Raw genomic sequence first — 24,654 nt, 5'->3', positions numbered from 1 at the left:
TCGATGCCAGTTATCTTTCCCATGTGAGCGCCTTGTGTTTACTGTTTATCACTCTAATCAGCTCGATCTGTTGAAATCCTTGTTGGTCTCCCTGATCCAACAGCGACCGCTGTCTGACCCTTTTCAAAAAGAACTTATTCTGGTGCAAAGCCCCGGCATGGCGCAGTGGTTAAAAATGGCACTCGCCAATGAGCAGCAGATTGTCGCTAACGTCGAATTCCCGCTTCCCGCTACCTTTATCTGGCAGCTGTTTGTGCGGGTGTTGGATGGCGTGCCTGAGCGCAGTGATTTCAATAAAGAGGCGATGACATGGAAGCTGATGGATATCTTACCCAGCTGTCTGGATGCGCCAGAGTTCGCTGATTTAGCCGCGTATTTGGAAGACAGCCAGGATCAGCAGCGTGCTTACCAGCTGGCCGAAAAAGTGGCCGATATTTTCGACCAGTATTTGGTCTATCGCCCCGAGTGGGTGCTGGCATGGGAGCAAGAACAACCGGTGCCTGAGCTTGACGATGTGCAGCCTTGGCAGCAAAAACTGTGGCGCCGCTTATACGATCACACCTTGGCGTTGGGTCAATCGCCTTATCATCGCGCCAACTTGTATCAAGAGTTTATCGATACCTTAACCAGTCATCAGCACAAACCTGAGGGACTGGCTGATATTGAGCGGGTCTTTGTGTTTGGCATCTCCGCGCTCCCACCACGCTATCTGGATGCGTTGCAAGCACTGGGCGAGCATGTGGAGGTGCATTTTATGTTCACCAATCCATGCCGTTATTATTGGGGCGATATTCGCGACAAGCGCTATCTGGCTAAACGTGCCGCATTGGAACGGGATAAAATCAGCCGAATTGAAGACATCCCCGCCGAGAGCCAATTGGCACTGGGGCTTGATGAGCCTGAGCACGGTGAAGTAGGGAATAGCTTGCTGGCGTCGATGGGAAAACTGGGACGTGATAACTTACTGCTGCTCTCGGAAATGGCCTGTAATGAGATTGATAGCGGCTTTGTTGAGGTCACTCGCGATAATCTGCTGCATCACATCCAAGCCGATATTTTGGATTTGAATGAGCCGGGCGATCCCAAGCAGACTGAAACCAGTGCGGCGAAAACAGAAATCGAGCCAGATGATGCTTCGATCGCAATTCATGCCTGTCACAGCCCGATGCGCGAAGTCGAAGTGCTGCACGATCAGCTACTGGCGATGTTTGAGGCCAACCCATCACTGAGCCCCCGCGATGTGATTGTGATGGTGGCGGATATCAATGCCTACAGCCCCGCCATTCAAGCGGTGTTTGGTAATGCACCGAGTGAGCGTTTTATTCCGTTTTCCATCTCAGATCGCAGCGCCGATCAAGAAAGCCCGGTGTTAGCCGCCTTTTTGCGTCTGCTCACCCTGCCTGATAGTCGATGCAGTGCGGCGGAGCTATTGGAAATTCTTGAGGTGCCGGCGGTGTCGCGCCGTTTTGCCATCGACAGCCACCAGTTTGATCAGATTAAGCAGTGGGTGGAAGAAACCGGCATTCGCTGGGGGCTTGATACCCATACCGCAAGCCAATTTGCCTTACCCGAGCAGTATCAGAATACGTGGCTATTTGGCCTGAAACGTATGTTACTCGGCTACGCGATGCCGAGTGAGGCCGGCTTGTTTGCAGACACTGTCCCTTATGATGAAGTCCAAGGACTTAATGCGGAGCTGGCGGGGCGTTTAGGATTGTTTATCGACACCTTAATTTACTACCAGCAGCAGTTGGCGATTGAATGCGATGGCAAGGCGTGGGTGGCGCGATTGACCCAAATGCTGGATGACTGCTTCGCCATTGAAGGGGATGAAGAGTTAGCAGTCAAATTGATCCGTACTCAGTTAGACAGTTGGCTAACGCAGCTTAGCGATGCCGCCTTTACCCATACGTTGACGTTGCCCGTGGTGCGCGATTACTTTAATGGTCGCCTCAATAACGAGCGAGTCAGCCAGCGCTTTTTGGCCGGCCAGGTCAACTTTTGTACCTTGATGCCGATGCGCTCCATTCCCTTTGATGTGGTGTGTCTGCTTGGGATGAATGATGGCGTGTACCCRCGCACWGTGCCCAGYGTCGGYTTTGATYTGATGGTCGGTCGCACGCGGGCGGGAGATCGCTCGCGYCGCGACGATGATCGATACCTRTTTTTAGAAGCGTTGCAGTCAGCACAGCAGCGTTTGTATATCAGTTATGTCGGTCGCTCAGTGCAAGACAACAGCTTAAAAGTCCCATCGGTACTGGTCACCGAGTTGCTTGAATATTGTACTCAAGGCTACTGTTTGGCCGGTGACCGCGACTTACCCGAAGCGCAGTCACGCCAGCAGTTGGAAGAAAAACTTATCCAGTTCCATCCGCTAACGCCCTTTAGCCCTGATGCCTTTTCCGGTGCTGGAAGTTATGCACAAGAGTGGCTACCGGCTGCTCAAGGACAAGGGACGCAACTGCCGGCATTTATTGGCGATGCGTTAAACCCTGATCCGGACAGCCACAAGGATCCCGTGATTGAGTTGGCTGAATTGCAGCGCTTTTGGCGGTTGCCCGTGCGCTATTTTTTCCAACGCCGCTTGAAAGTCTTCTTTGAGCAGTTAGAGGCGCCGTTAGAAGAATTTGAACCCTTTAGTTTAGATACCTTGCACCGGTTTCAGCTACGCGATCAGCTGTTAGCGCACTTTATTGAAACCGATGACAGTCCCCAAAGTGTGCAGGATTTTATGGCTCGACAGCGTGGGCAGGGCAAGTTGCCTTTGGCGTACTTTGGCGAACTGACCTTGGATTCGCAAGTCACGGTGATCCGTGATATGTACCAACGTTTAACGCCTTTACTCGCCGCGCCTCGCCCTGATCTTGAGCTTAATCTGACCCTTCCCACTGCGTTGGGTGAGGTGCAATTGCAAGGTTGGCTCAATCGGCGTTATCAAGACAGCTTGGTCCGCTTTCATTGCGGTGATCTGACCGTGCGTCATCAGCTTGCGGTATGGATCGATCATTTATGTCAATGCGCGATGGGCGAAGCCGTGCCGAGTACATTGGTGGGGGTGAAAGAAACCATCGAGTTTTCCCCACTCAGCAAAGATGACGCGCTTGCACACTTACAAGCTTTGGTTGAAGACTATCAACATGGCCTCAACCAGCCGCTTACCTATCTGCCAAGCTCAGTCGGAGCGGGGATAAAAGCCCGAGATGGCAAAAAAGGCTTTGATAACAGTGAAACCGGCCAAGACAAAGCCCTAAAAGCGATACGCGATACGTTTGTGGGGGGCTTTAATCCTGGCGAAGGGCAAGATCCTTACATCTACCGTGTTTGGCCGCAATGGCGAGAGAGCCTCGGCCAAGCGCTCTTAGCTACAGGCGATCGCCACTTAATGCCTATGCTAGCGCAGCGACAAAAACGTTAGCGTCTTATCTTCCTGCTGTACCTTATTAGCCAGACGTCTTGTCTGGCTTTTTTATGCGTAAAAAAAGAATATTTAACCGATGCCTCTTTTAGGGGCGTGGTGAACAAGACGGTTAAAAGCGATGCATCGTGAGACGCCAATAGAGCAAATTGTTATCACTTTGTTGTTTGTTTATTAGTCAAAAGCATGTATTTAATGAATTGATTTATTCGTGGTCTAAACATTCGTTTGGCTATTATTTTTTGGGTTGGTTATATAATTTTATTTATAAATATCAGTTAATTGTGTAATTTAATAAAATTAGTGTGCATATCTTTGGTGAGGTTTGATGATGGTTTTTGTTGGTTTTTTATTTGAACGTGTAATTAAGTTAACGCACAATGTCATCGAAAATTCATATAACAAACCATGAAAAAAAGGATGTGCCTTCATGCATAAATTCTCAAAAAGCGCGGTGGCGACCTTAGTGTCTGGACTACTGTTGGGTGCCTCAGCGCATGCCGACGTCAGCATTACACAGGGTAAAACGGCGATTCCCGACGGCGAGGCAACGCACGCCCAAGACATCACCGTAAAAAACGAGCATGTCGCGTTTGCATTGGCGGTTGAGTCTGCGCCACCGTGGGGTGTGCCACGTGGCACCTTGGTGGATCTCGCGGCGGTGAAAAATGGCAAAATTGATCTAGACCGAGTCGCTTTTGCAGATTTCATCCCCAACAGCTGGTCGGCTTGGCCGAACGAGCGTAAGTCGATTGAGATTGTGGAAGACAGCGATGAAAAAGCGGTGATCAAAGTGAGCCGTAACTTCGACAATGTCGACATTACCACTTGGTATACCTTGGAATCAGGCTCTGATTCGATTGGGCTGAAAACCGTGATGACCAACCAAGGCGAAGACGATCTTAAGCTGGAATCAGGCCACACGATTTGGCCGGATACGGGTTATCAGTTCGCAGTGCCGGGCCTTGAAGGCAATGAAGAAGCGATGGCGGATAACGCCCTTGCCGATCGCATGGTCGCGTATGACCGAGATTGGGCGTTTGCGTTGCATGCGCCTTACTTTGATCGCATCAAATACAATGGCCGCGACATGTATTTGGGCCACACGCTTAAAGCCGGTGAAACCCGTACCTTTGACTCAAAGCTGCAGGTTGTTCCAAACGGCGATATGGCACCGATTGTTAAAGCCGAAGCTGAGCGTCATGGCGAAGCGACGGGCACCATTAGCGGCCAACTTCGCGCCGACAATGGTAACGTGCCTGCCGATGCGATTGTGATGATTGAAAAAGACGGCCACCCTTACGCGTGGACGCTTGCTAAAGATGGTCAGTACAGCATGGCCTTGCCAGAAGGCAAGTACCAAGTGTACGGCACGGCAACCGGCCATGCGAACAGCCAGCCGCAATCTATTACCGTGAGTGCGGACAGTGAGCAGACACTGGACTTCACATCGCTGAAAAGCCCAGCGACGCTTGCGCTTAACGTGGAAGAAGCGACCTCTGGTGTATCCAAGGATGCGCGTGTGACTATCATTGAAGGCCAAGCGCCACCGGTTGAATTTTTGGGTAAACGCACCTTCTTCACTGACTTGCTGCCAGCCGGCCATGCTGAGCTAAAACTGGCACCGGGTGAATACAAGCTAGGCATTAACGCCGGTGCGGGCTTTACTGCAGAATCACAAACCTTGGATGTAACGCTCGAGTCGGGCAAAACCAACCAACAAGTGGTGAAAGTGCCTCAGGTTACGTTCCCAAATCGTAACCATTGGTATGGCGCTGACTTGCACCACCACGGTAATGTGTTGGAAGGGGTAACCCCACCAGAAATCGTGGTGCGTGCTCAGCTAGCTACCGACTTGGATTTGACCTTTATCAGTGATCACGACTCCACCATTAATCACAAAGTGTTTGCTGACTTATCAGCGAAACGTGGTGTGCCTTTCATTCCATCGATTGAGATTTCGCCATCGTGGGGTCACATGAATCCATTTCCTATCGATAATGGCGCTGCGCTGACGGTCGATCCGGGTACTGATGACGTACATACTCTGATTGATGCTGCACATGAGATGGGTGCAGAAGTGGTGCCGATGAACCATCCATATAACGATTATGGCTACTTCACCAATATCGCTAAGGATGCGGTGCCGGGCGGTAAGACCGACCGTTTCGATCTGATGGAACTTAACGCACGTGTCGATAACGAGCCGACGCTTGAAAAAGCGCACAAGCTTTGGGATCAAGGCGAAGCCATGTACCTCACCGMGGGTACTGATACCCATGATGCGTGGAACCAGCTCACCGGTCGTATTCGTATGATGGCGCACGTTGACAGCGAATTGACGCCGCTCGCCTTTGCCAAAGCGTTAAAAGCCGGTCACGGCTATGCCACGCAGGGACCAATCTTGTACCCACAAAACATCATGTTTGGTGAAACCGCCAAGGCAGGTGATAAATGGGATATTAACGTGGTCGCCGCGGATGGTCTCAAAGAAGTGCGCTTAATCGGTCAAGGTGGTGAGGTGCTAAACAGCATTACCATTAACCCTGAAGAGAGCACACAGCGTCTTGAGCTATCACTGCCTATTCCTGCGGATGCAGAGGGTTGGATCAACTTAGAAGTGGAAGACAAAGACGGCAGCACGGCATGGACCAACCCAGTTTGGCTTCAGTCGTAAACGTCGAGTCTCAATAAACGAACCAAGGCCAGCGATGCTGGCCTTTTTTGATCGTGACGCGTTTTCTGCTTATGGTATAACCTGTTTTATTTTTAGGATCATAAGTTTAAGCAGCAAGTGATTCACCATGCTGCCAGCTTATGCAGCACCAAAAGGTGGTAGTATGGACATAACGCTAACTCCCGTCTCTTCCCAATCTCACACAGTATTGAAGAACCTTTTTCAGCTTTATATGTATGACATGTCGGCATTTACAGCGTTGCCATTAACTGAGGAAGGATGCTTTAGTGTTCCCGATCATGTTCTCGCACCGTATGATGACGCCCTTCATCATTGGGCCTACTTTATTTATGCGGATAATGAACTGGCAGGGTTTGCAATGCTACGTCGATATCCTGAGGATATGTCGTGTTTAGATATGGATCAGTTTTTTATCATAAACCGTTTTCGTGGTTCAAACGTTGGCAAGGCTGCTTTCAAGCAATTAGTCGCTCAGCATCAAGGGAGCTGGCAAATTCGCGTTTTACTGAAAAACACGCTGGCCCATTACTTCTGGCAATCCGTCGTTCGTGACCTAGTTGGAGAGGCGTACCAACGTAGTGAAGAAAAAGATCGTGACCTCATCAAGACTTTTATTCGATTCAGCTATGAAGAGAGCGGTTCAAGGCTTCCGGCAAGCGTGGCTGCTGAGTGACCAACGAGGATGTACCTCCGTTTCTTAAAACGTTAGCGGCTCCGCTTGGTTACCTTCGTTGGAATATGTTTTACCCCAAGGGGTTGCTACAATAGCGGGCAGACTAGGCGATGAAATAATGATATGGAACCGCAGATCCTCAACCCGCTCACCTTGCCACTTGATGGCGTCCGATTAATCGAAGCCTCCGCCGGGACCGGCAAGACGTTTACCATTGCTGGCTTGTACCTGCGATTGTTGCTTGGGCATGGCCGCGCAGCGCCGTGTCGGGTCGAGCAAATACTGGTGGTGACGTTTACCGAAGCGGCAACCCAAGAGCTAAAAGACCGTATTCGGCGCCGCATTCATGAGGCGCGTTTTGCCTTTATGCGCGGAGAGAGTGACGATCCTATCATTGAACCTTTGCTGGCAGAGATTAGCGATCATAAAACCGCAGCGCAGCGTTTTTGTCAGCGGATGCTGACCCAAAATGCGTTTGAATCGGGCAGCCTGTTCAGTCATGAATTTGTCACCGACGAGCGACAGATCAAAGCGCGCGCGGCGGCCGACTTTTGGCGTCGTCGTTTTTATCCGCTGCCTAAATCGTTAGCCGGTGTGGTGAGCAGCTACTGGCCCGCGCCAGAGGCCTTATTAAAAGAGATTGCGCCCTATTTATCCGGGCCGACTGTCACGGTCAAGGCGCCAGATCTCGGCGAAGATCTTATGGCGGCACACCAAGCGGCGATTGCCAAGATTGATGCGGTGAAGCGCGCATGGCGCGAGGCGGGGGAGCAGATCAACGAACAACTCAGCGCCGCTAAACTCGATGGCCGCAGTTATCGCAAAGATCATCTGGCAAACTGGCTGAATGCGATGGAACAATGGGCCAATGCCGAGACGCTTGATTACCAGTTGCCCGACAAATTGGAAAAATTCGCCCAACAGACATTAGCGGCCAAGAGTAAAGCTGAGCCACCGAGTCTAGCGCTATTTGATCAAATTCAGGCATTGGTTGATCAGCCGCCGACGTTAAAGCCGGGATTGACCGCACTGGCGATTAAAGAAGTGCGGCAGCTGCTCCGCCAAGAAAAACGTCGCCAAGGGTGGCTCTCGTTTGACGATCTCCTTTCTCAACTTGCCAGCGCACTTGACCAAGATAGCCAAGACCAGTTGGCCGCGCGTATTCGCAGCTTATATCCGGTGGCAATGATTGATGAGTTCCAAGACACCGACCCGCTGCAATATCAGATTTTTAGCACTGTCTATCAGCCGCCAGTGGCGGACGGTGCCCCTGTATTCGCAGACGCAGACACAGAGGAAGAGGGTGAGCGCACCGGTTTAATGATGATTGGCGATCCTAAACAGGCGATTTATGCCTTTCGTGGCGCCGATATCTTCACCTATATTCATGCCCGTGCACAGGTGAGTGATCACTATAACCTTGCCACCAACTGGCGCTCGGCAGATGGCATGGTGCGCGGGGTCAATGCCTTGTTCTCACGTGCGAAGGCACCGTTTGTCTATCAAGACAGTATTCCCTTTTTAGAGGTGGCCTCTTCGCCTAGCGCCAAACAAAAAGCGCTGGTGGTGGAGGGAAACGAGCAGCCCGCGCTCACCTTTTGGCATCACAGCCCGGATGAATTGTGTGCCAAGCAAGATTTTGAACAGACCTTGGCGGTGAGTACCGCACAGCATATCACTCAGATACTCAACCAATCGGTGGCGGGCAATAGTTATCTACAAACACCTTCCGGCCGAGCCGACATTCAGCCGCACAATATCGCTGTGTTGGTGCGCACCGGACGCGAGGCACAGCTGGTCAAGCAAGCGCTGGCCGAAAAAGGCGTGGCGTCTGTGTATCTTTCTAACCGTGATAATGTGTTCGCCAGCCCCGTCGCCAGCGATATTGAGCGCATTTTAGTGGCGGTGATGCAGCCTGAAAACGAGCGTAAGTTACGGGCGGCGCTAGCCAGCCCTTTATTTGGCCTGACCGCTGAGCAGCTGGCGTTGCTCAATCAAGACGAAGCCTTGTGGGAGCAAGAGGTGGTGGCCTTTAGCTATTACCGTGATACTTGGCAGCGTCGTGGGGTGATGCCGATGCTTCGCCAAGTCGCCAGTGCCCGCCAAGTGGCAGAAAACTGGTTGGCGATGCCGCAAGGTGAGCGCTGTGTGACCGACTTTTTGCATATCGCGGAGTTGCTGCAAAATGCCAGCCAGCAATTGGACAACCCACACGCGCTGATCCGCTGGTTACAAGAGCGAATGGCCGAGCCGGCTCAACAATCGGAAGAGCAGCAGGTGCGGTTGGAGTCGGAGCGTGATTTGGTGCAAATCGTCACCATCCATAAATCGAAAGGCTTGGAATACGATCTGGTTTACTTGCCGTTCGCTTGTCAATATCGCGAAAGCAGCCAACCGTTTTATCATGATGAACAGTATCAGCCGGTGCTGGCGCTGGATAATGTCGATAAAGGCAAAGAACGCGCTGAAAAAGAGCGGCTGGCTGAAGATATCCGCTTGCTGTATGTGGCGGTGACGCGCGCCGTGTATGGGTGTTTTATCGGCTGTGCGCCCCTTAAACAAGGTAACAGTCGGCAAAAAGACTCGGCTTTGCACTTAACGGCCCTCGGTTATTTGCTCCAGCATGGAGAAGCCGGTGATGCTAGTTTGCTGGCCGAGAGTTTGGCTGGATTGGCGAGCGCGAGCGATGCGGTGGCGGTGGTCGCACCACCTGAGCCAGATGATAGTCGTTATACCCCTCAAACGGGGGCGCACGAGGCGCTAAGCGCGCGTCAGTTTGACGGCAAAATTGACCGACAGTGGCGGTTAACCAGTTACTCAGGGCTGCTAAAACAAAGCCATCACATCAGCGCTTTGCCAACATTAGCCAGTTACGACTTGGACGCGGACGATGATCTCGCTGACGAGGAGACGGCGGATGTGGCGGTGGATCCTTGGTCAGTTTTTGCGTTTCCCAAAGGCGCGCGAGCCGGTACCTTTTTACATACCTTGTTTGAAGAGGTGGACTTTACCGCTGATTTGATGCGTGAAGAAGTCGCAGAGCTCATTACTCATCACCTTAGCTTGGAAAACTATGACCCGCAGTGGTGCCCGATATTGCAGCAGTGGATGACTCAGGTATTGAAGCACCCGCTTAATGAGCAAGGGCTGAGGCTGAACCAAATTGACAACGCCAGTCGGTTAACGGAGATGGAGTTCGTGATGCCTTTGGCCGCACTAGACTGCCAGCGATTGAATCGACTCGCCGCGCGATATGATGCGTTATCAGCCCGAGCTGGCCAGCTCACCTTTGACACGGCGCGCGGGATGTTAAAAGGCTTTATCGATTTAACCTTCCGCGCCGATGGCAAGTATTACGTGCTGGATTGGAAGTCGAACCATTTAGGGGACAGTGTGGCCGATTACCATCCTGATGCGCTCAAAGAGGCGATGATCGCGCACCGATACGACTTTCAGTACCAGATCTATACCTTGGCGCTGCACCGATTTTTGCGCCAGCGGATCCCAGATTATGATTACGACACCCATGTGGGGGGCGTGTTTTATTTCTTTTTACGGGGCGCCAGTGATAGCGGCGAGACCGGTGTATTCGCGCATCGCCCCGACAAGGCGCTGATTGACGCCTTGGACAACCTCTTTGCTGGAGAGTCGGTATGAAACAAGCATTAATGGCACTTTACCAGCGCGGGGAATTACGAGCGATTGATGTGCAATTTGCTTGTTTGATGGGTGAAGAAGAAACCCAATTAGATAAGGCTACTATCACAGTATGGGCGGCGCTGCTGAGCCGTGAAGTAGGCAAAGGCCATGTCTGCCTTGATTTGCACCAGTGGCAGCCACCCAGTGACGTCGCTTGGCAGCCTTTATTGGCGCACATTGATAGCCAAGCGCCAAGCGAGCAATTGGCACAGGCGTCGGTGGTTTCTTACGGGACGCAGGCGACGCCCTTGGTGCTTGCCGGACACCGACTGTATTTGCATCGCTACTGGCATGCCGAGCAGCAAGTGGCAGGGCATATTCGCCAGCGTCTGACGGCGCTGCCGGTACCGGATGAAGCCAGACAAACCCTAGATAACTTATTTGTCGCCTCACAGGCAGAGATAGATTGGCAAAAAGTGGCGGCAGCCACCGCGTTGACCCAACCTTTTGCGGTGATTTCGGGTGGGCCGGGTACGGGTAAAACCACCACCGTCGCCCGTTTGTTGGCGGCGCTGGTGGCGTCGCACCACGCCGAGCGTACAACGTCTGCAGCGCTCACTATCAAGCTGGTCGCCCCGACCGGCAAAGCGGCCAACCGATTGACTGAATCACTAGGACGGGCGATTGCCGCCTTGCCTGTTGATCATGACGTGAAAGCGGCGCTACCGACCCAAGCCAGTACCATTCACCGATTATTAGGGGCGATTCCGCAGCGAGTAGCGTTTCGCCATCATAAAAATAATCCCGTGCATGCGGATGTGTTGATTGTCGATGAAGCCTCAATGGTGGACTTGCCCTTGATGGCACAGTTGTTCGATGCCTTGGCGCCCTCAACACGCATTATTTTGCTGGGGGATAAAGATCAGCTTGCCTCGGTGGAAGCGGGGGCGGTGCTAGGCGATATTTGTCAGTACGCCGAGGCGGGCTATCCAGCGGCGCAAGCAGCGCGTTTAAGCCAGCTAACAGGCTTTGACGTACCCGAAAACCCGCACGCGCCAGCGATTGCCAGTGCTCTGTGTCTGCTGCGCAAGAGTTACCGTTTTGATGCCCAATCCGGCATTGGCCAGCTCGCCTTTGCGGTGAACCGAGGAGAAATGGCTGAGGTGGGGGCGGTGTTAAAACGTGGCTATAGCGATATTGCCCACCATGTGTTGAGTGATGACAGCTATCAGGCCCTGATGCAACAAGCGGTGACAGGATATCGCGATTACTTAACGACACTCGACAATGCAACGCTCGAAAACCCGTCATCGATGGCGGACGTGCTGAGTGCCTTTAGCCAATTTCGTTTGTTGTGTGCATTGACTGAAGGTCCATTTGGCGTCGCTGGTCTCAACCAAGCTATTGAGCAGCACTTGGCGTCGGCATGGCTGATCGCCAAAGAGCGTGACACTTGGTACCACGGCCGACCGATCATGATTTTGCAAAACGATCATGCTCTGGGGTTGTATAACGGTGACATTGGGATTGCGGTGCAGCAAGGGGGGATTACGCGAGTAGCGTTTGAAACCCACGATGGAGAGGTGCGCTATTTGCTTGCCAGCCGTCTGCCCGCCCATCAAACTGCGTTTGCGATGACGGTGCATAAATCACAGGGTTCGGAGTTTGCGCATACAGTGTTGGTATGTCCGCCCACCATTTCACCGGTGATCACCCGCGAGCTGATTTACACCGGCATCACGCGGGCGAAGCGCCAGCTTGATCTTTACGCGTCTTGGCCGGTGCTGCGCCACGGTGTGGGCGCACGCACCGCCCGGTATAGTGGTTTGCCGGATGCTTTGATAGCGCCTTGAGTGTAGCGAGATACGCTAAAGCGCTAAAGTCAGCACCTTAGAGCGCCGCTGATAGTTGTACAGCTCTTGGCGAGTGTTAGGGAGTGCTGACACATCGGAGAGCAAAAAGCCTTGTTCCAAAAACCAATGTAAACTGTGGGTGGTGAGCACAAAAATGGTCTCGAGCCCTTTGGCTTTAGCACGTTGCTTGAGGTGATTGAGGAGCATGACGCCGCGGTCGCCATCACGGTAGTCTGGATGAATAGCGACACATGCCATCTCGCCGGTACGCGCTTCACTAAACGGATAGAGTGCGGCGCAGCCTATCACTAACCCATCCCGTTCGATGATGGTAAAACGTGGGATTTCTTGCTCCAATTGTTCTCGCGAGCGGCGCACTAGGATCCCTTGTTGCTCCAAAGGCCGGATCAAATCCAAGATCCCACCGATATCGTCAATCTGGGCTTGGCGCACTTTTTCGGCACGCTCCATCACGATCTGGGTGCCGATCCCCTCAATTGAGAACAGCTCTTGGATTAATGCCCCATCTTTTTTATAGCTAATCAAATGGCTACGCGTAACGCCCGCGCGACACGCAGCAATTGCGCCTCTTAAAAAGCGACTGGTGCCAGAGCCGGTATCGCCAGCGGCTTCTCTCGCTTCTAAAAGCGGTTGAGCTTGGGTGGGCAGTAACTCAGAAATCACCTCATTGTCTTGATTTAAGACCCCTTGCTCGGAGCAAAAGCCAATCAGCTTGTCTGCGCGTAACCGAATCGCGACCTGAGTCGCCACTTCTTCGGAGGTGAGATTAAAGCATTCCCCTGTGACTGAGCTGGCTACCGGCCCCATCAGTACGATCGTGTTTTGATCGAGCTGGCGCTGAATGCCGTCAATATCGATGCGGCGAATTTTGCCACTATGGCAATAATCAATCCCATCATCGACGCCCAACGGTTGCGCAATAACAAAATTACCACTGATCACATTAATCTGGGCGCCCGCCATTGGGGTGTTGTTGAGCCCCATAGATAAACGTGCCGTAATGTCGAGTTGCACTTGGCCGGCTGCTTGTTTGACCACCTCAAGTGCGTGGCTGTCGGTGATGCGTATTCCTTTGTGATAAGGCGTTTCCAGTCCGTACTGATTTAAGGTGCGATTGATTTGCGGGCGGGCGCCAAACACCAATACCAGCTTCATGCCTAGACTATTGAGTAGGGCGATATCATTGACGATATTTTGAAAGTTCTCATCCGCCATGGCCTCGCCACCCAGCATGATCACCGCAGTTTTATCTCGGTGAGCGTTGACATACGGCGCCGATTGGCGAAACCCTTTAACCAGTGCGGTACTTCTTATCTTCACGTGCCTATCCGTCTAAATATTCACTTATAGTGCCTTTTTATTCTCTTTGGGTGATAAGTGTCAAGCCTTTAGTCATTTTACTATGCGCTGTCGTCTGCGCGCCCGAGCGATAAAGAGGCAAGGTAACGGGGCAAATTAGCTCCTGTTTAGGAACCAAACTCACAAGAATTGCAAACTGCGTCTAAAGTAGACAATGGGATTGGTTAAAATGTCCTGATTATCAGTGAGTGAGGTTGTAGCGTGCGGTTGACCAAACAAATATTTTTACTGGTGTTTATTATTCTAGCGGGTGGCGCCAGTTTTCTTGTGGCAACTCGCCCCGAGTTTTTTGCCCCTGATATGACCAAAAAAGATCTATACGGTGAGTGGGTGGAACTAGAGGTGGCCCCTTATGCGGCTGACCGTTTTGAGGTGCGCTCGGATGGCATTTATACCAATGGCAGTCGTGCGACTACCGCTTATACGTTTGATGGCGATGAGCTGTCGTACACGATTGGCACACAAGAGTATCTGTATCGCGTAGAGAATAAATCAACGCTAGAAAGGCTATCGCCAGCGCACTATACGTCTATGTTCGGTAAGGCGAATTAAGTTTGCGCGCAGCGCTGCTGCAAGTGAAGAGGCGCCAATTGCGATCAATTGGCAATATGGCGCCACTTTACACGCTAGTATTTAACCGCGTCGAGAGATGAAAGCAGTTCATTAACCGAACACTGCTTCATGGCCACGCGGCGAAGAATATCGGCGGTGGTTTCATCGCCACCGAGACAACGTTGAATGCTGGTATTGATAGTGTTTCGAGTGCAGCCCTCACTGGCCATCATTCGAATCCATTGGTATTCCACTGCATCGGTATCAAGAAGCGTTGAACGCCCAACTTTCAGATCCATAGCAACCTGTACTCCCTTGATGTTGCATTTATTATGCAATTTTGTTTCAGACACAGTACATAACAATTATATGACACTTTCATGAATGTCGCCTATTTCAGGCAGGTAAGATAGATTTGATCACATTCAACGTGTATTGATTTGCAGGCAGTTACAACTTAGCAATGAGAAGTGATTGCGAAGTGTAGGTCTTTTTGCGAGCCTTAGCGCTACAAACTACTGATTGGATTACAGTGTGAAAAAAGCGTTAGTCGTGATGGGGTGTGTGGTTGCACTCGCAGGGTGTGTACGTCCCACTGACCGTGGTCAACAATATGTTGATGGGCGGTTTGAATCAATTTTAACTCCAGTGCCACACGTGGTGTCTGATAGCCCACGTGACTTTAGTCTGTTTAATGATCAGTTAGCCGAAGTAAAAGCGAAATCGCCTTCGCTAGTGGCCAAGCACCAAGCGGTATACCAGCGTTTGCAAGCGTGGCTGGATGCAGGAGGCAATGTGGAAGCACTTGCTGAGTTTGGACTGGGTGTCGACCAAATGGGCGGTGGTGATGACTTTGGTAACGTGATGTTTACCGGTTATTTCTCACCAGTGATTGAGATGCGCCATCAACCCGATACCTTGTTCCGCTATCCGGTTTATGCCAAACCCTTTTGCGATGACGACTGCCCAGATCGCAAAGCGATTTACGATGGAGCCTTAGATGGGTTGGGGTTAGAGCTGGGTTATAGCGCTTCTTTGATTGATAACTTTATTATGGAAGTTCAGGGCAGTGGTTTTGTCCACTTTGGCGACAACGACCAACTCGAGTATTTTGCCTACGGTGGCAAGAATGGGCACCCTTACGTCAGCATCGGTAAAGTCTTGATTGAAAACGGTGAAGTGCCGCGTGAAAAAATGTCGCTGAAAGCGATCAAAGACTGGGTGGCGGCTCATGGTGAAGAGGAAGTTCGTAAGTTACTGGAGCAAAATCCCTCTTATGTTTTCTTCACGCCTAAGGCGGCAGATCCCGTGAGTGGGACGGCAGGTATTCCATTGAAAGCCGGCGCGTCTGTGGCGGCGGATAGACGTTATTTACCGATGGGGAGTGTGCTACTGGCTGAAGTGCCTCAGTTGGATGAGCAAGGCAACTGGACAGGTGAGCATGTACTCAAGCTGTTAATGGCATTAGATACCGGTGGGGCGGTGAAAGAAAATCATCTTGATTTGTACCACGGTATGGGCAATGACGCTGGAGAACGTGCGGGGCATTACAAACACTTTGGCCGAGTTTGGAAGCTTGAAGCGTTGGCGCCCCAGCTTGCGAGTCAGCCTTAGAGAGTGTCACTCACGGAGTTGAAGCGATAAAAAAGCGAGCATTGAATGCTCGCTTTTCCTTTGAGCGTGATTGATTACTCAATCAAGCCAGCTTCACGATAGTAGCGTGCTGCGCCGGGATGAAGCGGTGCAGACAAGCCATCTTTTACCATTTCTTCTTTCTTCAGATTCGCAAAGGCTGGGTGCAAACGGCGGAAATCATCGAAGTTCTCAAACACCGCTTTCACGACGTTGTAAATCACGTCGTCTGGTACTTGAGTCGATGATACAAAGGTCGCACCGACACCGAACGTAGTGACATCGCCATCGTTACCACGGTACATGCCACCTGGAATCACGGCTTTACGGTAGTAATCACGGTCAGCAATCAGCTGTTTAGCGGCGTCGTTCGCCACTTCCACTAGCACGCTATCACAGGCAGTGGTCGCTTCTTGGATTGCGCCACTTGGGTGGCCGACTGTGTAGACCATGGCATCAATTTTGTTGTCACACAATGCCTTGGATTGTTCCGCCGCCTTTAGCTCAGAGATTTGGCCGAACTTGTCCATATCCCAACCCATTTGGTCCATCAATACTTCGATGGTACCGCGTTGACCTGAGCCTGGGTTACCAATGTTGACGCGTTTGCCAGCCAGATCATCAAAGGTTTTAATCCCTGCGTCCGCACGTGCGACCACAGTAAAGGGTTCAGGGTGGATCGAGAAGACCGCGCGCAGATCTTTGAACTCGCCTTGGTCTTTAAACTTGCTGGTGCCTTTGTAAGCGTGATATTGCCAGTCAGACTGGGCGATACCCATATCTAGCTCGCCAGCACGGATAGTATTGATGTTGTAAATAGAACCGCCCGTACTCTCTACTGAGCAGCGAATACCATGGTCATCTTTGCTTTTATTGACCAGACGGCAGATTGCACCACCCGTAGGGTAATAAACACCAGTAACACCACCGGTACCAATGGTCACAAACTGATTTGCTTGAGCGGTTGCYGCGGTTCCTAGTGCAGCGGAAAAGCTGAGCGCAATCAGAGTTGGTTTCATCGCTTTCATGCTTAAGATTCCTTTTTAGTTAGAGGTTGCTATCCGGGCGCACCCTCGAAGATGGTATGACACTCGATGCAAATATGACAAAAAAGTGTCACCGCGCTATTTTTTCAATCTTTTAACAATATTTGCAAGCAATAGTATTGGGTTAAAACGACTGGGTCATGGTTTGCCTCAATGCTTGTACAGGTTTAGTACAATATCCCAGCTTTTCCAGCGTGTTGCGCAGTTGTGTGATCTGGTAGGCGTTATTGGGGACAGCGCGACCATGGACATCGAAGGTGTTGTTTTCAAAACCAATCCGCATATCTCCTCCTAGCAAGGCAGCCGTGGTTAAACAGGAAAGCTCACGCTGGCCAAATGCACAGACAGACCACGGAACAGTGTCATCTAAGTGACGAGCTTGATACATGGCGACGATATCTTCCGGTGTGCCTCTGGGAGGCGTTCGGTCGCGGCCCGCAACAAAAAGCAGGTGATGACCTTGCGAGGGAAGAATGCCTTGTTCTCGCAACGCGTAATAGCGTGCCAATTCTTGAGGGTGATAGAGAATAAACTGACTGTAGATGCGCGCCTCCACTGTCCAAGCAAAAAAATCTTTCACGGCTTGGTGAGCCGGTTGATGATCAGGAACAAGCTCTCTGAGCGCAAAGGAAGCGGCCTCCGGTTTGACGGCTCGGATCAGAGCCATTTGTTGCTGGGGAGAATAGCGGCCCACGGCTTCGGTGGTGAGTTGAATCACCATGCGATCGCCGACGGCATCCATTACTTGCTGATATAGCGTTTGGTTTAGCGCGGGATCAAGGCTATGAGCCCCCTGTGTATCTCGGGCGTGGATATGTGCCATGGTTGCGCCTGCCTCTGCACATTCGTGCAGGCAGTGAATAAGCTGTTCGCTGGTGACAGGCACACTCGGATGGTGTGAGGGCTGTAAGCGTGCACCATTGGGGGCAACCATGATCGTCCTTGCGTCTTGCATTCTTTTCCCCTCGTCTATCAATGTATCGTTATTGAGAAGGCAAGCACATCTCTAATGTTAGTGCTAACTTGTCGGTGATGGCCGCGATATGAGTTGATTCAATGATATAGGGCGGTGCGAGTAAGATGTGATGCCCCTGCTTACCATCAATGGTACCGCCCATGGGATAACACATCAGCCCGTTATGCATGGCGGTGTGTTTTATCGTTTGATGGAGCGCGAGATCAGATGAAAAGGGACGTTTACTGGTTTTGTCTGCTACGAGCTCCAACGCGACAAACAGTCCACGTCCGCGAATGTCGCCGACAAAAGGGTGTGAATCAAACTGATGATGTAGCGCCGTTTTAAGCGCCTCACCTTGTTTTTCCGCCGCGTCAACTAATCCTTCTTGCTCAAGTGTGGTGAGTGTTGCTAAGGCAGCGGCACATGCCGTTGGATGAGCCATAAAAGTATGGCCGTGTTGAAAAAAGCCTGACCCAGATGCAATCGCTTCATAGACTCTATCCGTGACTAAGGTCGCGCCAATGGGTTGATAACCGGCAGCCAGCCCTTTAGCGATGGCAACAATATCTGGAATGATGCCTTCATGCTCAAAGGCGAAAAAACGCCCAGTGCGTCCCGTACCGCACATGACTTCATCGAGGATCAGCAAAATATTGTACTGGTCGCAGATCGCGCGTATACGAGAAAAATAGCCAGCTTCTGCGGTCAATGCACCGGCTGTCGCGCCCACCACAGGTTCTGCGACAAACCCAATGACGGTATCTGGGCCTTTTTCTAACAGCATGGCTTCAAGCTCATTGGCCACCCGTTGACCATACTCGTAAGCGGTCTCATCGGGACCTTGATCGCGATAGGCGTAACAGGGGGCAATCAGACTGGTATCCATCAATAAAGGCGCAAATGGAGCACGTCGCCACGCATTCCCTCCCACAGACAAGGCGCCCAAGGTGTTGCCATGATAACTCTGTCGCCGAGCAATAAAATGTTGGCGCTGGGGCTCGCCGACTTCCACCCAGTACTGGCGAGCGAGCTTGAGGGCGGTTTCCATCGCCTCAGATCCACCACTGACCAAATAAGCATGGTTGATAGAAGGTGGGGCAAGATCAGCCAGCTTCTCGGCAAGTGCTTCACTCGGTGCGGAGGTAAAAAAGCCGGTATGCGCATAAGGAATAGCATCCAGTTGACGGTGGATAGCCTCTAACACGGTAGGGTGGTTGTGCCCAAGGCAAGAGACGGCTGCGCCTCCGCATGCATCGAGATACTCGTTACCTTGAGTGTCGATTAAGTACATCCCATTACCACTGGCAATGGTAGGGGGGAGATGATGACAGTGACGGTGAAAGACATGACTCATACGAGGGCCTCAATGCAAGCGTGATAACTCAGTATGGTGAACTTGTGTTTTAAACCGCAAAGGATATATTTTCACCAGGCATGCAAAAAAGGAATGGGATGATGAATGTGCGTTTGCCGTCGATGCGCTCGCTTCAAACACTGATTGCGGTGGCTCAAACAGGAAGTTTTTCAGAAGCCGCCAAGGTATTGCATGTCAGCCAAAGTACGGTGAGTAAGCAAATACAGCAGCTCGAAGAAGGAATTGGTCAACCACTCTTTGAGCGACATGCTGGGGGAGTAAGACTCAACAGAGTCGGAGAGCCTTATTTAACTATGATATCGGCCAGCGTCAATGATATCGCCAATGCCACGGCGCAAGCACGTCAGCAAAGTGCAAGGCATGAGTCCGTCAGCTTATTGGTGCCGCCCTCGTTTGCTAGCCTTTGGTTGATCCCTCAGTTGCCAGCGTTTAAATCGCAGCATCCTGATATTTCTGTGGTGGTCAGTGCCAGTGACTATGTGCCCCAAGGGAAAGAGAGTGAACTGGATATTTTAATCCGCTGTCAGCCTCATCAGCAGGCAGGCGCGCAAGGAGTCTGTTTGATTCACGAACACTTATCGCTTGTTGCATCAGTGACCTTGCTACCAGAGCCTTTGGATCGGACCGCGTTGTTATCGGAGGTGCCGGTTTTATCTCATTTGACGCGCCCTTCACTGTGGGAGCAATTTTGGCAACAATTTGGGCTGGCTGATAGCAATCCGCAATACGGAGCGGGGTTTGAGCACTTTTTTATGGCGCTTGAAGGCGTAAAACAACAGATGGGGATGGCGTTAATCCCTACCTTTATGGCCTCAGCCGCCCTGTCAAACGATCAGATTGTGAATCCGTTGGGGTTAAGTATCGATAGCGGCTATGGCTATTATCTTTACAGCGCGCGATATAAGCAGCGCTCACCAGCGGTTATGCACGTGATCAATTGGTTGTATGATGCCCTCAAAGGGGATCCGGCTAGACATCCCATTAGCAAGTCGGTATAACGCCTGTCTGCGCGATCAATGAAGACTATGGTTATGACACAATCCCTATCAGAATCTTATCTGCAACGTTTTGGCGGTACGGCTCGTTTATATGGACGCCGTGCGCTTGAGGTGTTTCACCAGAGCCATATTTGTGTCATCGGTATTGGTGGCGTGGGATCGTGGGCAGTGGAATCGCTGGCACGGACAGGGATTGGGGCCATCACACTGATTGATATGGATGATGTGTGTGTCACTAACACCAACCGACAAATTCATGCTTTGAAAGCGACCATTGGCCAAAGCAAAAGCGAGGTGATGGCCGAGCGTGTGGCGGCGATCAATCCAGAATGCCAAGTGACTGTGATTGATGATTTTATCTCGCCGGATAATATTGCTGAGTATATCGACAAGCGCTTTGATTATGTGCTTGATGCTATCGATAGCATCAAGCCCAAAACAGCCTTGTTGGCTCACTGCAAGCGGCACAAAATCAAAGTCATTACCGTAGGTGGCGCGGGGGGACAGATCGATCCCACCCAGATCCAAGTGGCGGATTTGACTAAAACGATTCAAGACCCACTCGCGGCGAAGCTGCGTAACAATTTGCGTCGCTTTTACGGCTTTACTAAGACTCAAGGTCGAAAATTTGGGATTGACTGTGTCTTTTCAAGCGAGCAACTCAAATACCCACAACCTGATGGCAGTGTCTGTGAAAGCAAGGCATCTGCACAAGGGCCGAAGCGAATGGATTGTGCCAGTGGTTTTGGTGCGGCAACCATGGTGACGGCCAGTTTCGGGTTCGTCGCGGTGTCGCGCATTTTACATAAATTGATCGAGGCGGATAAACGACGCCAAGCCGATTAACTACGGCTGCTCGGCGGGGATGCCGATAAGCCCATACTCTCCCATACGAAACGCACTCCAAGCGCGCTGATAGTCACCGCTCATCTTTAACTGGCGTAATCCTCGATTGAACTGACTGACCCACAGTGCGCTTTGGGGGTGTTGACGACTGAATAAGACATGTAATGGAGTCACTCGAAGCGGCTTGGGATGAAATGTGATGTGACGACTTTCGTCGTTGCGAAGTTGATTACGCACCACGTCATGGATGACGTATTGATTGCCGATAATCACATCACTTTGACCGGTTAGTAAGCTTTTCACCTTCTCGAGCTCGTTCGGGTATTTGTGGATGATGACGCTGCCACCCTCTTGATTAAAGGTTTCCAGCATATTGTCTTCAATATAGTCTTCGCTAATACCGACGTTGAGACCATTGAGACTCTCTAAAGACTGCCAATCGAAGTAGCGATTTTTGAGGTGGAAAAAGACCACAGACTCAGTATAAATGGGGGCTGAATAAATAAAGTCGCGCTCTCTTTCTGGGGTATAGCCCCAACCAACCGTGCCGTGTGCTTTACCGGTTTGTGCCTCTATTTTGGCTTGCTGCCAAAGGACAAACTTGATCTCTATCTCCATGCCCTGTTGCTTGCCAGCTTCTTTGACGATATGCGCCAACACCCCTTGATGTGCCAGTTGATCAGAAATAAATGGACGGTAGTCGCCAGACGTAAGCACCAAATTTGGCGTGGCAACACCTACCACCGGGAGGGTGAACGCGAATAAAATGATTAGCCATCGCCACATAACAACTCCTGAGTCAACGGACGTTTACCAAAACCAATATCGACAAGTCTTCAATAGAGACTATTCGGACATTTTTTGCCGTCGAAATTGATTCCAAACTGCTTGATAGCGACCATCCATTTTTATGCGTCGTAACCCTTTGTTAAATGCGCGGGAATGATCGTAGCCCTGTTCAATCTGACGACTAAACAGCACATGTAAGGGGGTTACGCGAAAGGGACGAGGATGATGCGTCAACTGACGAGCTTGCTCAGCACTGAAAGTCGTTTGAATGATGTGCTGCAAAACATCTTTGTTGCCTAGTGCGAGATCGATCTGATTATTTAGTAACGCGTGGAGTTTTTCTTCTTCTTTGTCAAATTCTTGTAACTTCACATCAATACCGGCTTTTTGTAATTGGCTCAGTGTTTTGACGTCGATATATCCAAGGCCGACACCGACTGCAAGGCCGGCTAAATCCTCGGACTTTGACCAATCGAATGCTTTATCTCGGTGATAAAAGAAAACCGCACTTTCGGTATAAATGGCATCTGAATAGATAAAATCCAGTGCGCGCTCTTCGGTGAAAGCCCAGCCGACCGTACCGTCCCACTGACCTTGCTGAGCCAGCGCCATCGACTCATGCCAAGGAAAATAACCAAAAGACACATCGAGATTAGCTTCTTCGGTGGCCAACACAATAATTTCAGTTAATGGGCCTTGGTTGGGTAGGTGTTGCGAAATAAAAGGAGGGTATTCACCCGACGCTAGGCGGAGTGATTGCGCATGTGTGAGCATTGGAAGGATCAGCAACAATGCGCATCCCCATTGCACCATCAGCCTCATACTGCCTCCTGAGCGTTCTCGTGACTATGAGAGGAGTATAGTGCAGGAGAAATAAAGTGGCGGCGCCGTCGCTCTCTATGAGCCACAATTGCGCCGCCATTCTTATTATTGAGACAGTAGTTGGTTACGCGTTAGCTTCTTCAGGCTCAGGTTCGGTTTTTGCCTCTGTGTGAATCGGCAAAACCTGTCGAACATACTCACCCGGTGCCGCATAAAGAACCGGATAGTTCTCTGAGCCGATCGCATAAGGCTCTACCTGTTCCTCTGGGCTATAGCTACGCAGCCATTTCTCCCAATGTGTCCACCAAGAGCCCGTGTGATGTGACGCGTTATCGAGCCACTCATCGGCTGAATCAGGCAGACTATCGTTGGTCCAGAACCCGTACTTTTTCTTCACAGGGTGGTTAACAATCCCCGCAATGTGACCAGACTCACCCAACACAAAGGTTTTATTGCCACCGACATTCAGTGCACCGCGATAGGTGCCTTGCCATAGGGCGATGTGATCTTCTTTGGTCGAGATGAAGTAGCTTGGCACCTTGATCTTGTTGAGATCAATCCAGACGCCACCGACTTTAACCCCTTTGTCTTGCACCAATTTGTTTTCAAGGTACAAATCGCGCAGGATAAAATTGTGGGTTTTCGCTGCCACGTTGGTGCTATCGCTATTCCAATACAACAAGTCAAAATCAACGGGACTATTTCCCTTGAGATAATTCTCAATGTAATAGTTCCAGTACAGGCTGTTTTCACGAAGCAAGCTAAATGTGACGCTGAGTGAGCGGCCGTCCATATAACCACGCGCTGTATTTTGCGCTTCAATCGCTCGGATCAGGCTGTCATTGATATAGGCACCAATTTCACCCGGCTGAGAGAAGTCGAGCAAGGTGGTAAAGAAGCTCGCCGACTTGATGCGCGCCTTCATGCGTTTCGCGGCATAGTAAGCAATCGTGCAGGCCAGTACGGTGCCACCGATACAGTAACCCACGCCGTTAATCTGCGACTGTCCTGTAATTTCTTCGATAGCACTAACCGCTTTGACAGTGCCTTGCGTCACATAGTCTTCAAACCCGATCTCCGCTTGATCTGCAGAAGGGTTACGCCATGACATCAAGAACACGGTATGGCCTTGTTCGACCAGCCAGCGCACTAGTGAGTTTTTCTCACGCAAGTCGAGAATGTAATACTTATTAATAAACGGAGGCACCACCAAGATGGGTGTCGCGTGTACTTTCTCCGTCATAGGACGATATTGGATGAGTTCAAACACCTCATTCTTAAACACCACATCCCCTGGGGTGTTCGCTACATCGTCACCGACACGGAAGGCATTGTTATTGGTCATGCGCACTTTCAAAATATCGGCGCTTGACTCCATGTCTTGTTTTAGCTGCTCCATACCACGAAGTAGGTTCTCGCCCTGAGATTCCAGTGTCATTTTCAACAGTTCAGGGTTGGTCGCGATATAGTTGCTTGGCGCCATAGCGTTAATCGCTTGACGTGAAAAGAAAGAGAGACGCTCACGGGTTTTCTCATCGAGGCCTTCAATAGCATCGATGGTTTGCATGTAGGTGCGCCCGAACAGCAAGTAAGACTGCTTGATAAAGTTGTACAAGACGTCTTCTTGCCATGCTTTGTCTTTGAAACGCTTGTCATCTCGCTCTTCGCTGACGACCTCTTCGGTATTGTCGCGCGCGAGCATGGCGTTTTGCCAAATTTGAAGTTGTTGTTCCCACCACTGCATTTGTACCTGTAAAAGTGCAGCGGGTTGTTGAGCCGCACCTTCCAGCAACTGAGCAGTGTCTTGCAGGCTAATTTCCTGCATGGCTTGGTTGAACGGTGTGTTTACGGCTGCCTTGCCCTGCTCAAGATCCTGCCACCATTGCTGGTTTTGTTCTTGCAGCCTGGCAAGGTAGTCCGAAAAGAAGTGATGAAACATAGTCTTGCCCTCTTAAACGGATAAACACCACAAAGGCCT

At 51.0% G+C, this 24,654-nt stretch carries 17 protein-coding genes; 9 read left to right on the top strand and 8 right to left on the bottom strand.

Going from position 1 to position 24,654, the window contains the following annotated elements:
- The first annotated feature begins 34 nt into the window (after nucleotides 1-34).
- The 5 genes from recC (at nucleotide 35) to recD (ending at nucleotide 12,278) form a co-directional block, all read left to right on the top strand.
- Complete coding sequence (gene recC, locus BZJ17_RS00895; protein ID WP_077639497.1) at nucleotides 35-3,415, top strand: exodeoxyribonuclease V subunit gamma; 3,381 nt, start codon at nucleotides 35-37, stop codon at nucleotides 3,413-3,415.
- Nucleotides 3,416-3,845: 430 nt separating this feature from the next.
- Nucleotides 3,846-6,092 carry a CehA/McbA family metallohydrolase gene (locus BZJ17_RS00890; protein ID WP_077639496.1) on the top strand — a complete coding sequence of 749 codons (2,247 nt, stop codon included), beginning with the start codon at nucleotides 3,846-3,848 and terminating at the stop codon, nucleotides 6,090-6,092.
- 163 nt (nucleotides 6,093-6,255) lie between these two features.
- Complete coding sequence (locus BZJ17_RS00885; RefSeq protein ID WP_077639495.1) at nucleotides 6,256-6,786, top strand: GNAT family N-acetyltransferase; 531 nt, start codon at nucleotides 6,256-6,258, stop codon at nucleotides 6,784-6,786.
- Between the two features lie 123 nt (nucleotides 6,787-6,909).
- A complete protein-coding gene (gene recB, locus BZJ17_RS00880) occupies nucleotides 6,910-10,443 on the top strand; it encodes an exodeoxyribonuclease V subunit beta (protein WP_077639494.1) in 3,534 nt (1,177 codons plus the stop codon).
- Complete coding sequence (gene recD, locus BZJ17_RS00875) at nucleotides 10,440-12,278, top strand: exodeoxyribonuclease V subunit alpha (RefSeq protein WP_077639493.1); 1,839 nt, start codon at nucleotides 10,440-10,442, stop codon at nucleotides 12,276-12,278. The genes recB and recD overlap by 4 nt, the downstream gene beginning before the upstream one ends.
- A gap of 15 nt (nucleotides 12,279-12,293) precedes the next feature.
- On the opposite strand, the gene argA is transcribed toward recD, so the two are convergent.
- Entirely contained in the window at nucleotides 12,294-13,619 is a 1,326-nt protein-coding gene (gene argA, locus BZJ17_RS00870) for an amino-acid N-acetyltransferase (protein ID WP_077639492.1), read from the bottom strand.
- A 246-nt stretch (nucleotides 13,620-13,865) separates the two neighbouring features.
- Here argA and BZJ17_RS00865 point away from each other — a divergent pair, with 246 nt between their 5' ends.
- Nucleotides 13,866-14,210, top strand: a complete 345-nt coding sequence (locus BZJ17_RS00865) for a DUF2850 domain-containing protein (protein WP_131826787.1) — start codon at nucleotides 13,866-13,868, stop codon at nucleotides 14,208-14,210.
- A 74-nt stretch (nucleotides 14,211-14,284) separates the two neighbouring features.
- Here the strand turns inward: BZJ17_RS00865 and BZJ17_RS00860 are convergent, their stop codons facing one another.
- Nucleotides 14,285-14,509, bottom strand: a complete 225-nt coding sequence (locus tag BZJ17_RS00860) for a hypothetical protein (RefSeq protein WP_069586647.1) — start codon at nucleotides 14,507-14,509, stop codon at nucleotides 14,285-14,287.
- Between the two features lie 235 nt (nucleotides 14,510-14,744).
- Between BZJ17_RS00860 and mltA the strand changes: the two genes are divergently transcribed.
- Complete coding sequence (mltA, locus tag BZJ17_RS00855; RefSeq protein ID WP_077639491.1) at nucleotides 14,745-15,824, top strand: murein transglycosylase A; 1,080 nt, start codon at nucleotides 14,745-14,747, stop codon at nucleotides 15,822-15,824.
- A 74-nt stretch (nucleotides 15,825-15,898) separates the two neighbouring features.
- On the opposite strand, the gene BZJ17_RS00850 is transcribed toward mltA, so the two are convergent.
- The 3 genes from BZJ17_RS00850 to BZJ17_RS00840 form a co-directional block, all read right to left on the bottom strand.
- Nucleotides 15,899-16,870, bottom strand: a complete 972-nt coding sequence (locus tag BZJ17_RS00850; RefSeq protein ID WP_069588547.1) for a TAXI family TRAP transporter solute-binding subunit — start codon at nucleotides 16,868-16,870, stop codon at nucleotides 15,899-15,901.
- Between the two features lie 142 nt (nucleotides 16,871-17,012).
- A complete protein-coding gene (locus tag BZJ17_RS00845; protein ID WP_077639490.1) occupies nucleotides 17,013-17,843 on the bottom strand; it encodes a 3-keto-5-aminohexanoate cleavage protein in 831 nt (276 codons plus the stop codon).
- Between the two features lie 28 nt (nucleotides 17,844-17,871).
- A complete protein-coding gene (locus BZJ17_RS00840; RefSeq protein WP_077639489.1) occupies nucleotides 17,872-19,200 on the bottom strand; it encodes an aspartate aminotransferase family protein in 1,329 nt (442 codons plus the stop codon).
- Nucleotides 19,201-19,298: 98 nt separating this feature from the next.
- On the opposite strand from BZJ17_RS00840, the gene BZJ17_RS00835 reads away from it, so the two are divergent.
- The gene (locus BZJ17_RS00835; protein WP_168174069.1) at nucleotides 19,299-20,219 is read left to right on the top strand and encodes a LysR substrate-binding domain-containing protein; all 921 of its coding nucleotides are present in this window, start codon (nucleotides 19,299-19,301) and stop codon (nucleotides 20,217-20,219) included.
- Nucleotides 20,220-20,246: 27 nt separating this feature from the next.
- A complete protein-coding gene (tcdA, locus tag BZJ17_RS00830; RefSeq protein WP_077639487.1) occupies nucleotides 20,247-21,065 on the top strand; it encodes a tRNA cyclic N6-threonylcarbamoyladenosine(37) synthase TcdA in 819 nt (272 codons plus the stop codon).
- Here the strand turns inward: tcdA and BZJ17_RS00825 are convergent, their stop codons facing one another.
- From BZJ17_RS00825 to BZJ17_RS00815, 3 genes are all read right to left on the bottom strand, one after another.
- Nucleotides 21,066-21,851: a transporter substrate-binding domain-containing protein gene (locus tag BZJ17_RS00825; RefSeq protein ID WP_077639486.1), complete on the bottom strand. Its 786-nt coding sequence runs from the start codon at nucleotides 21,849-21,851 to the stop codon at nucleotides 21,066-21,068.
- Nucleotides 21,852-21,911: 60 nt separating this feature from the next.
- Nucleotides 21,912-22,676, bottom strand: coding sequence for a transporter substrate-binding domain-containing protein (locus BZJ17_RS00820; RefSeq protein WP_077639485.1), 765 nt, complete (start codon nucleotides 22,674-22,676; stop codon nucleotides 21,912-21,914).
- Between the two features lie 124 nt (nucleotides 22,677-22,800).
- Nucleotides 22,801-24,615, bottom strand: coding sequence for a class I poly(R)-hydroxyalkanoic acid synthase (locus BZJ17_RS00815; protein ID WP_077639484.1), 1,815 nt, complete (start codon nucleotides 24,613-24,615; stop codon nucleotides 22,801-22,803).
- Nucleotides 24,616-24,654 lie beyond the last annotated feature (39 nt).

The sequence above is a fragment of the Salinivibrio sp. IB574 genome, from assembly GCF_001996205.1.
Taxonomy (GTDB): Bacteria; Pseudomonadota; Gammaproteobacteria; order Enterobacterales; family Vibrionaceae; genus Salinivibrio; species Salinivibrio proteolyticus.
Note: the sequence above shows the minus strand (reverse complement) of the source record. Positions and strands in the feature narration are given on the sequence as shown.

Bases quoted from the DNA above. Each gene is read 5' to 3' on its own strand.
- BZJ17_RS00885 (WP_077639495.1), top strand. From the start codon at position 6,256: ATGGACATAACGCTAACTCCCGTCTCTTCCCAATCTCACACAGTATTG.
- tcdA (WP_077639487.1), top strand. From the start codon at position 20,247: ATGGTTATGACACAATCCCTATCAGAATCTTATCTGCAACGTTTTGGC.
- BZJ17_RS00860 (WP_069586647.1), bottom strand. From the start codon at position 14,509: ATGGATCTGAAAGTTGGGCGTTCAACGCTTCTTGATACCGATGCAGTG.
- BZJ17_RS00825 (WP_077639486.1), bottom strand. From the start codon at position 21,851: ATGTGGCGATGGCTAATCATTTTATTCGCGTTCACCCTCCCGGTGGTA.
- BZJ17_RS00845 (WP_077639490.1), bottom strand. From the start codon at position 17,843: ATGCAAGACGCAAGGACGATCATGGTTGCCCCCAATGGTGCACGCTTA.
- recD (WP_077639493.1), top strand. From the start codon at position 10,440: ATGAAACAAGCATTAATGGCACTTTACCAGCGCGGGGAATTACGAGCG.
- BZJ17_RS00840 (WP_077639489.1), bottom strand. From the start codon at position 19,200: ATGAGTCATGTCTTTCACCGTCACTGTCATCATCTCCCCCCTACCATT.
- BZJ17_RS00835 (WP_168174069.1), top strand. From the start codon at position 19,299: ATGATGAATGTGCGTTTGCCGTCGATGCGCTCGCTTCAAACACTGATT.
- recB (WP_077639494.1), top strand. From the start codon at position 6,910: ATGGAACCGCAGATCCTCAACCCGCTCACCTTGCCACTTGATGGCGTC.
- BZJ17_RS00815 (WP_077639484.1), bottom strand. From the start codon at position 24,615: ATGTTTCATCACTTCTTTTCGGACTACCTTGCCAGGCTGCAAGAACAA.
- BZJ17_RS00820 (WP_077639485.1), bottom strand. From the start codon at position 22,676: ATGAGGCTGATGGTGCAATGGGGATGCGCATTGTTGCTGATCCTTCCA.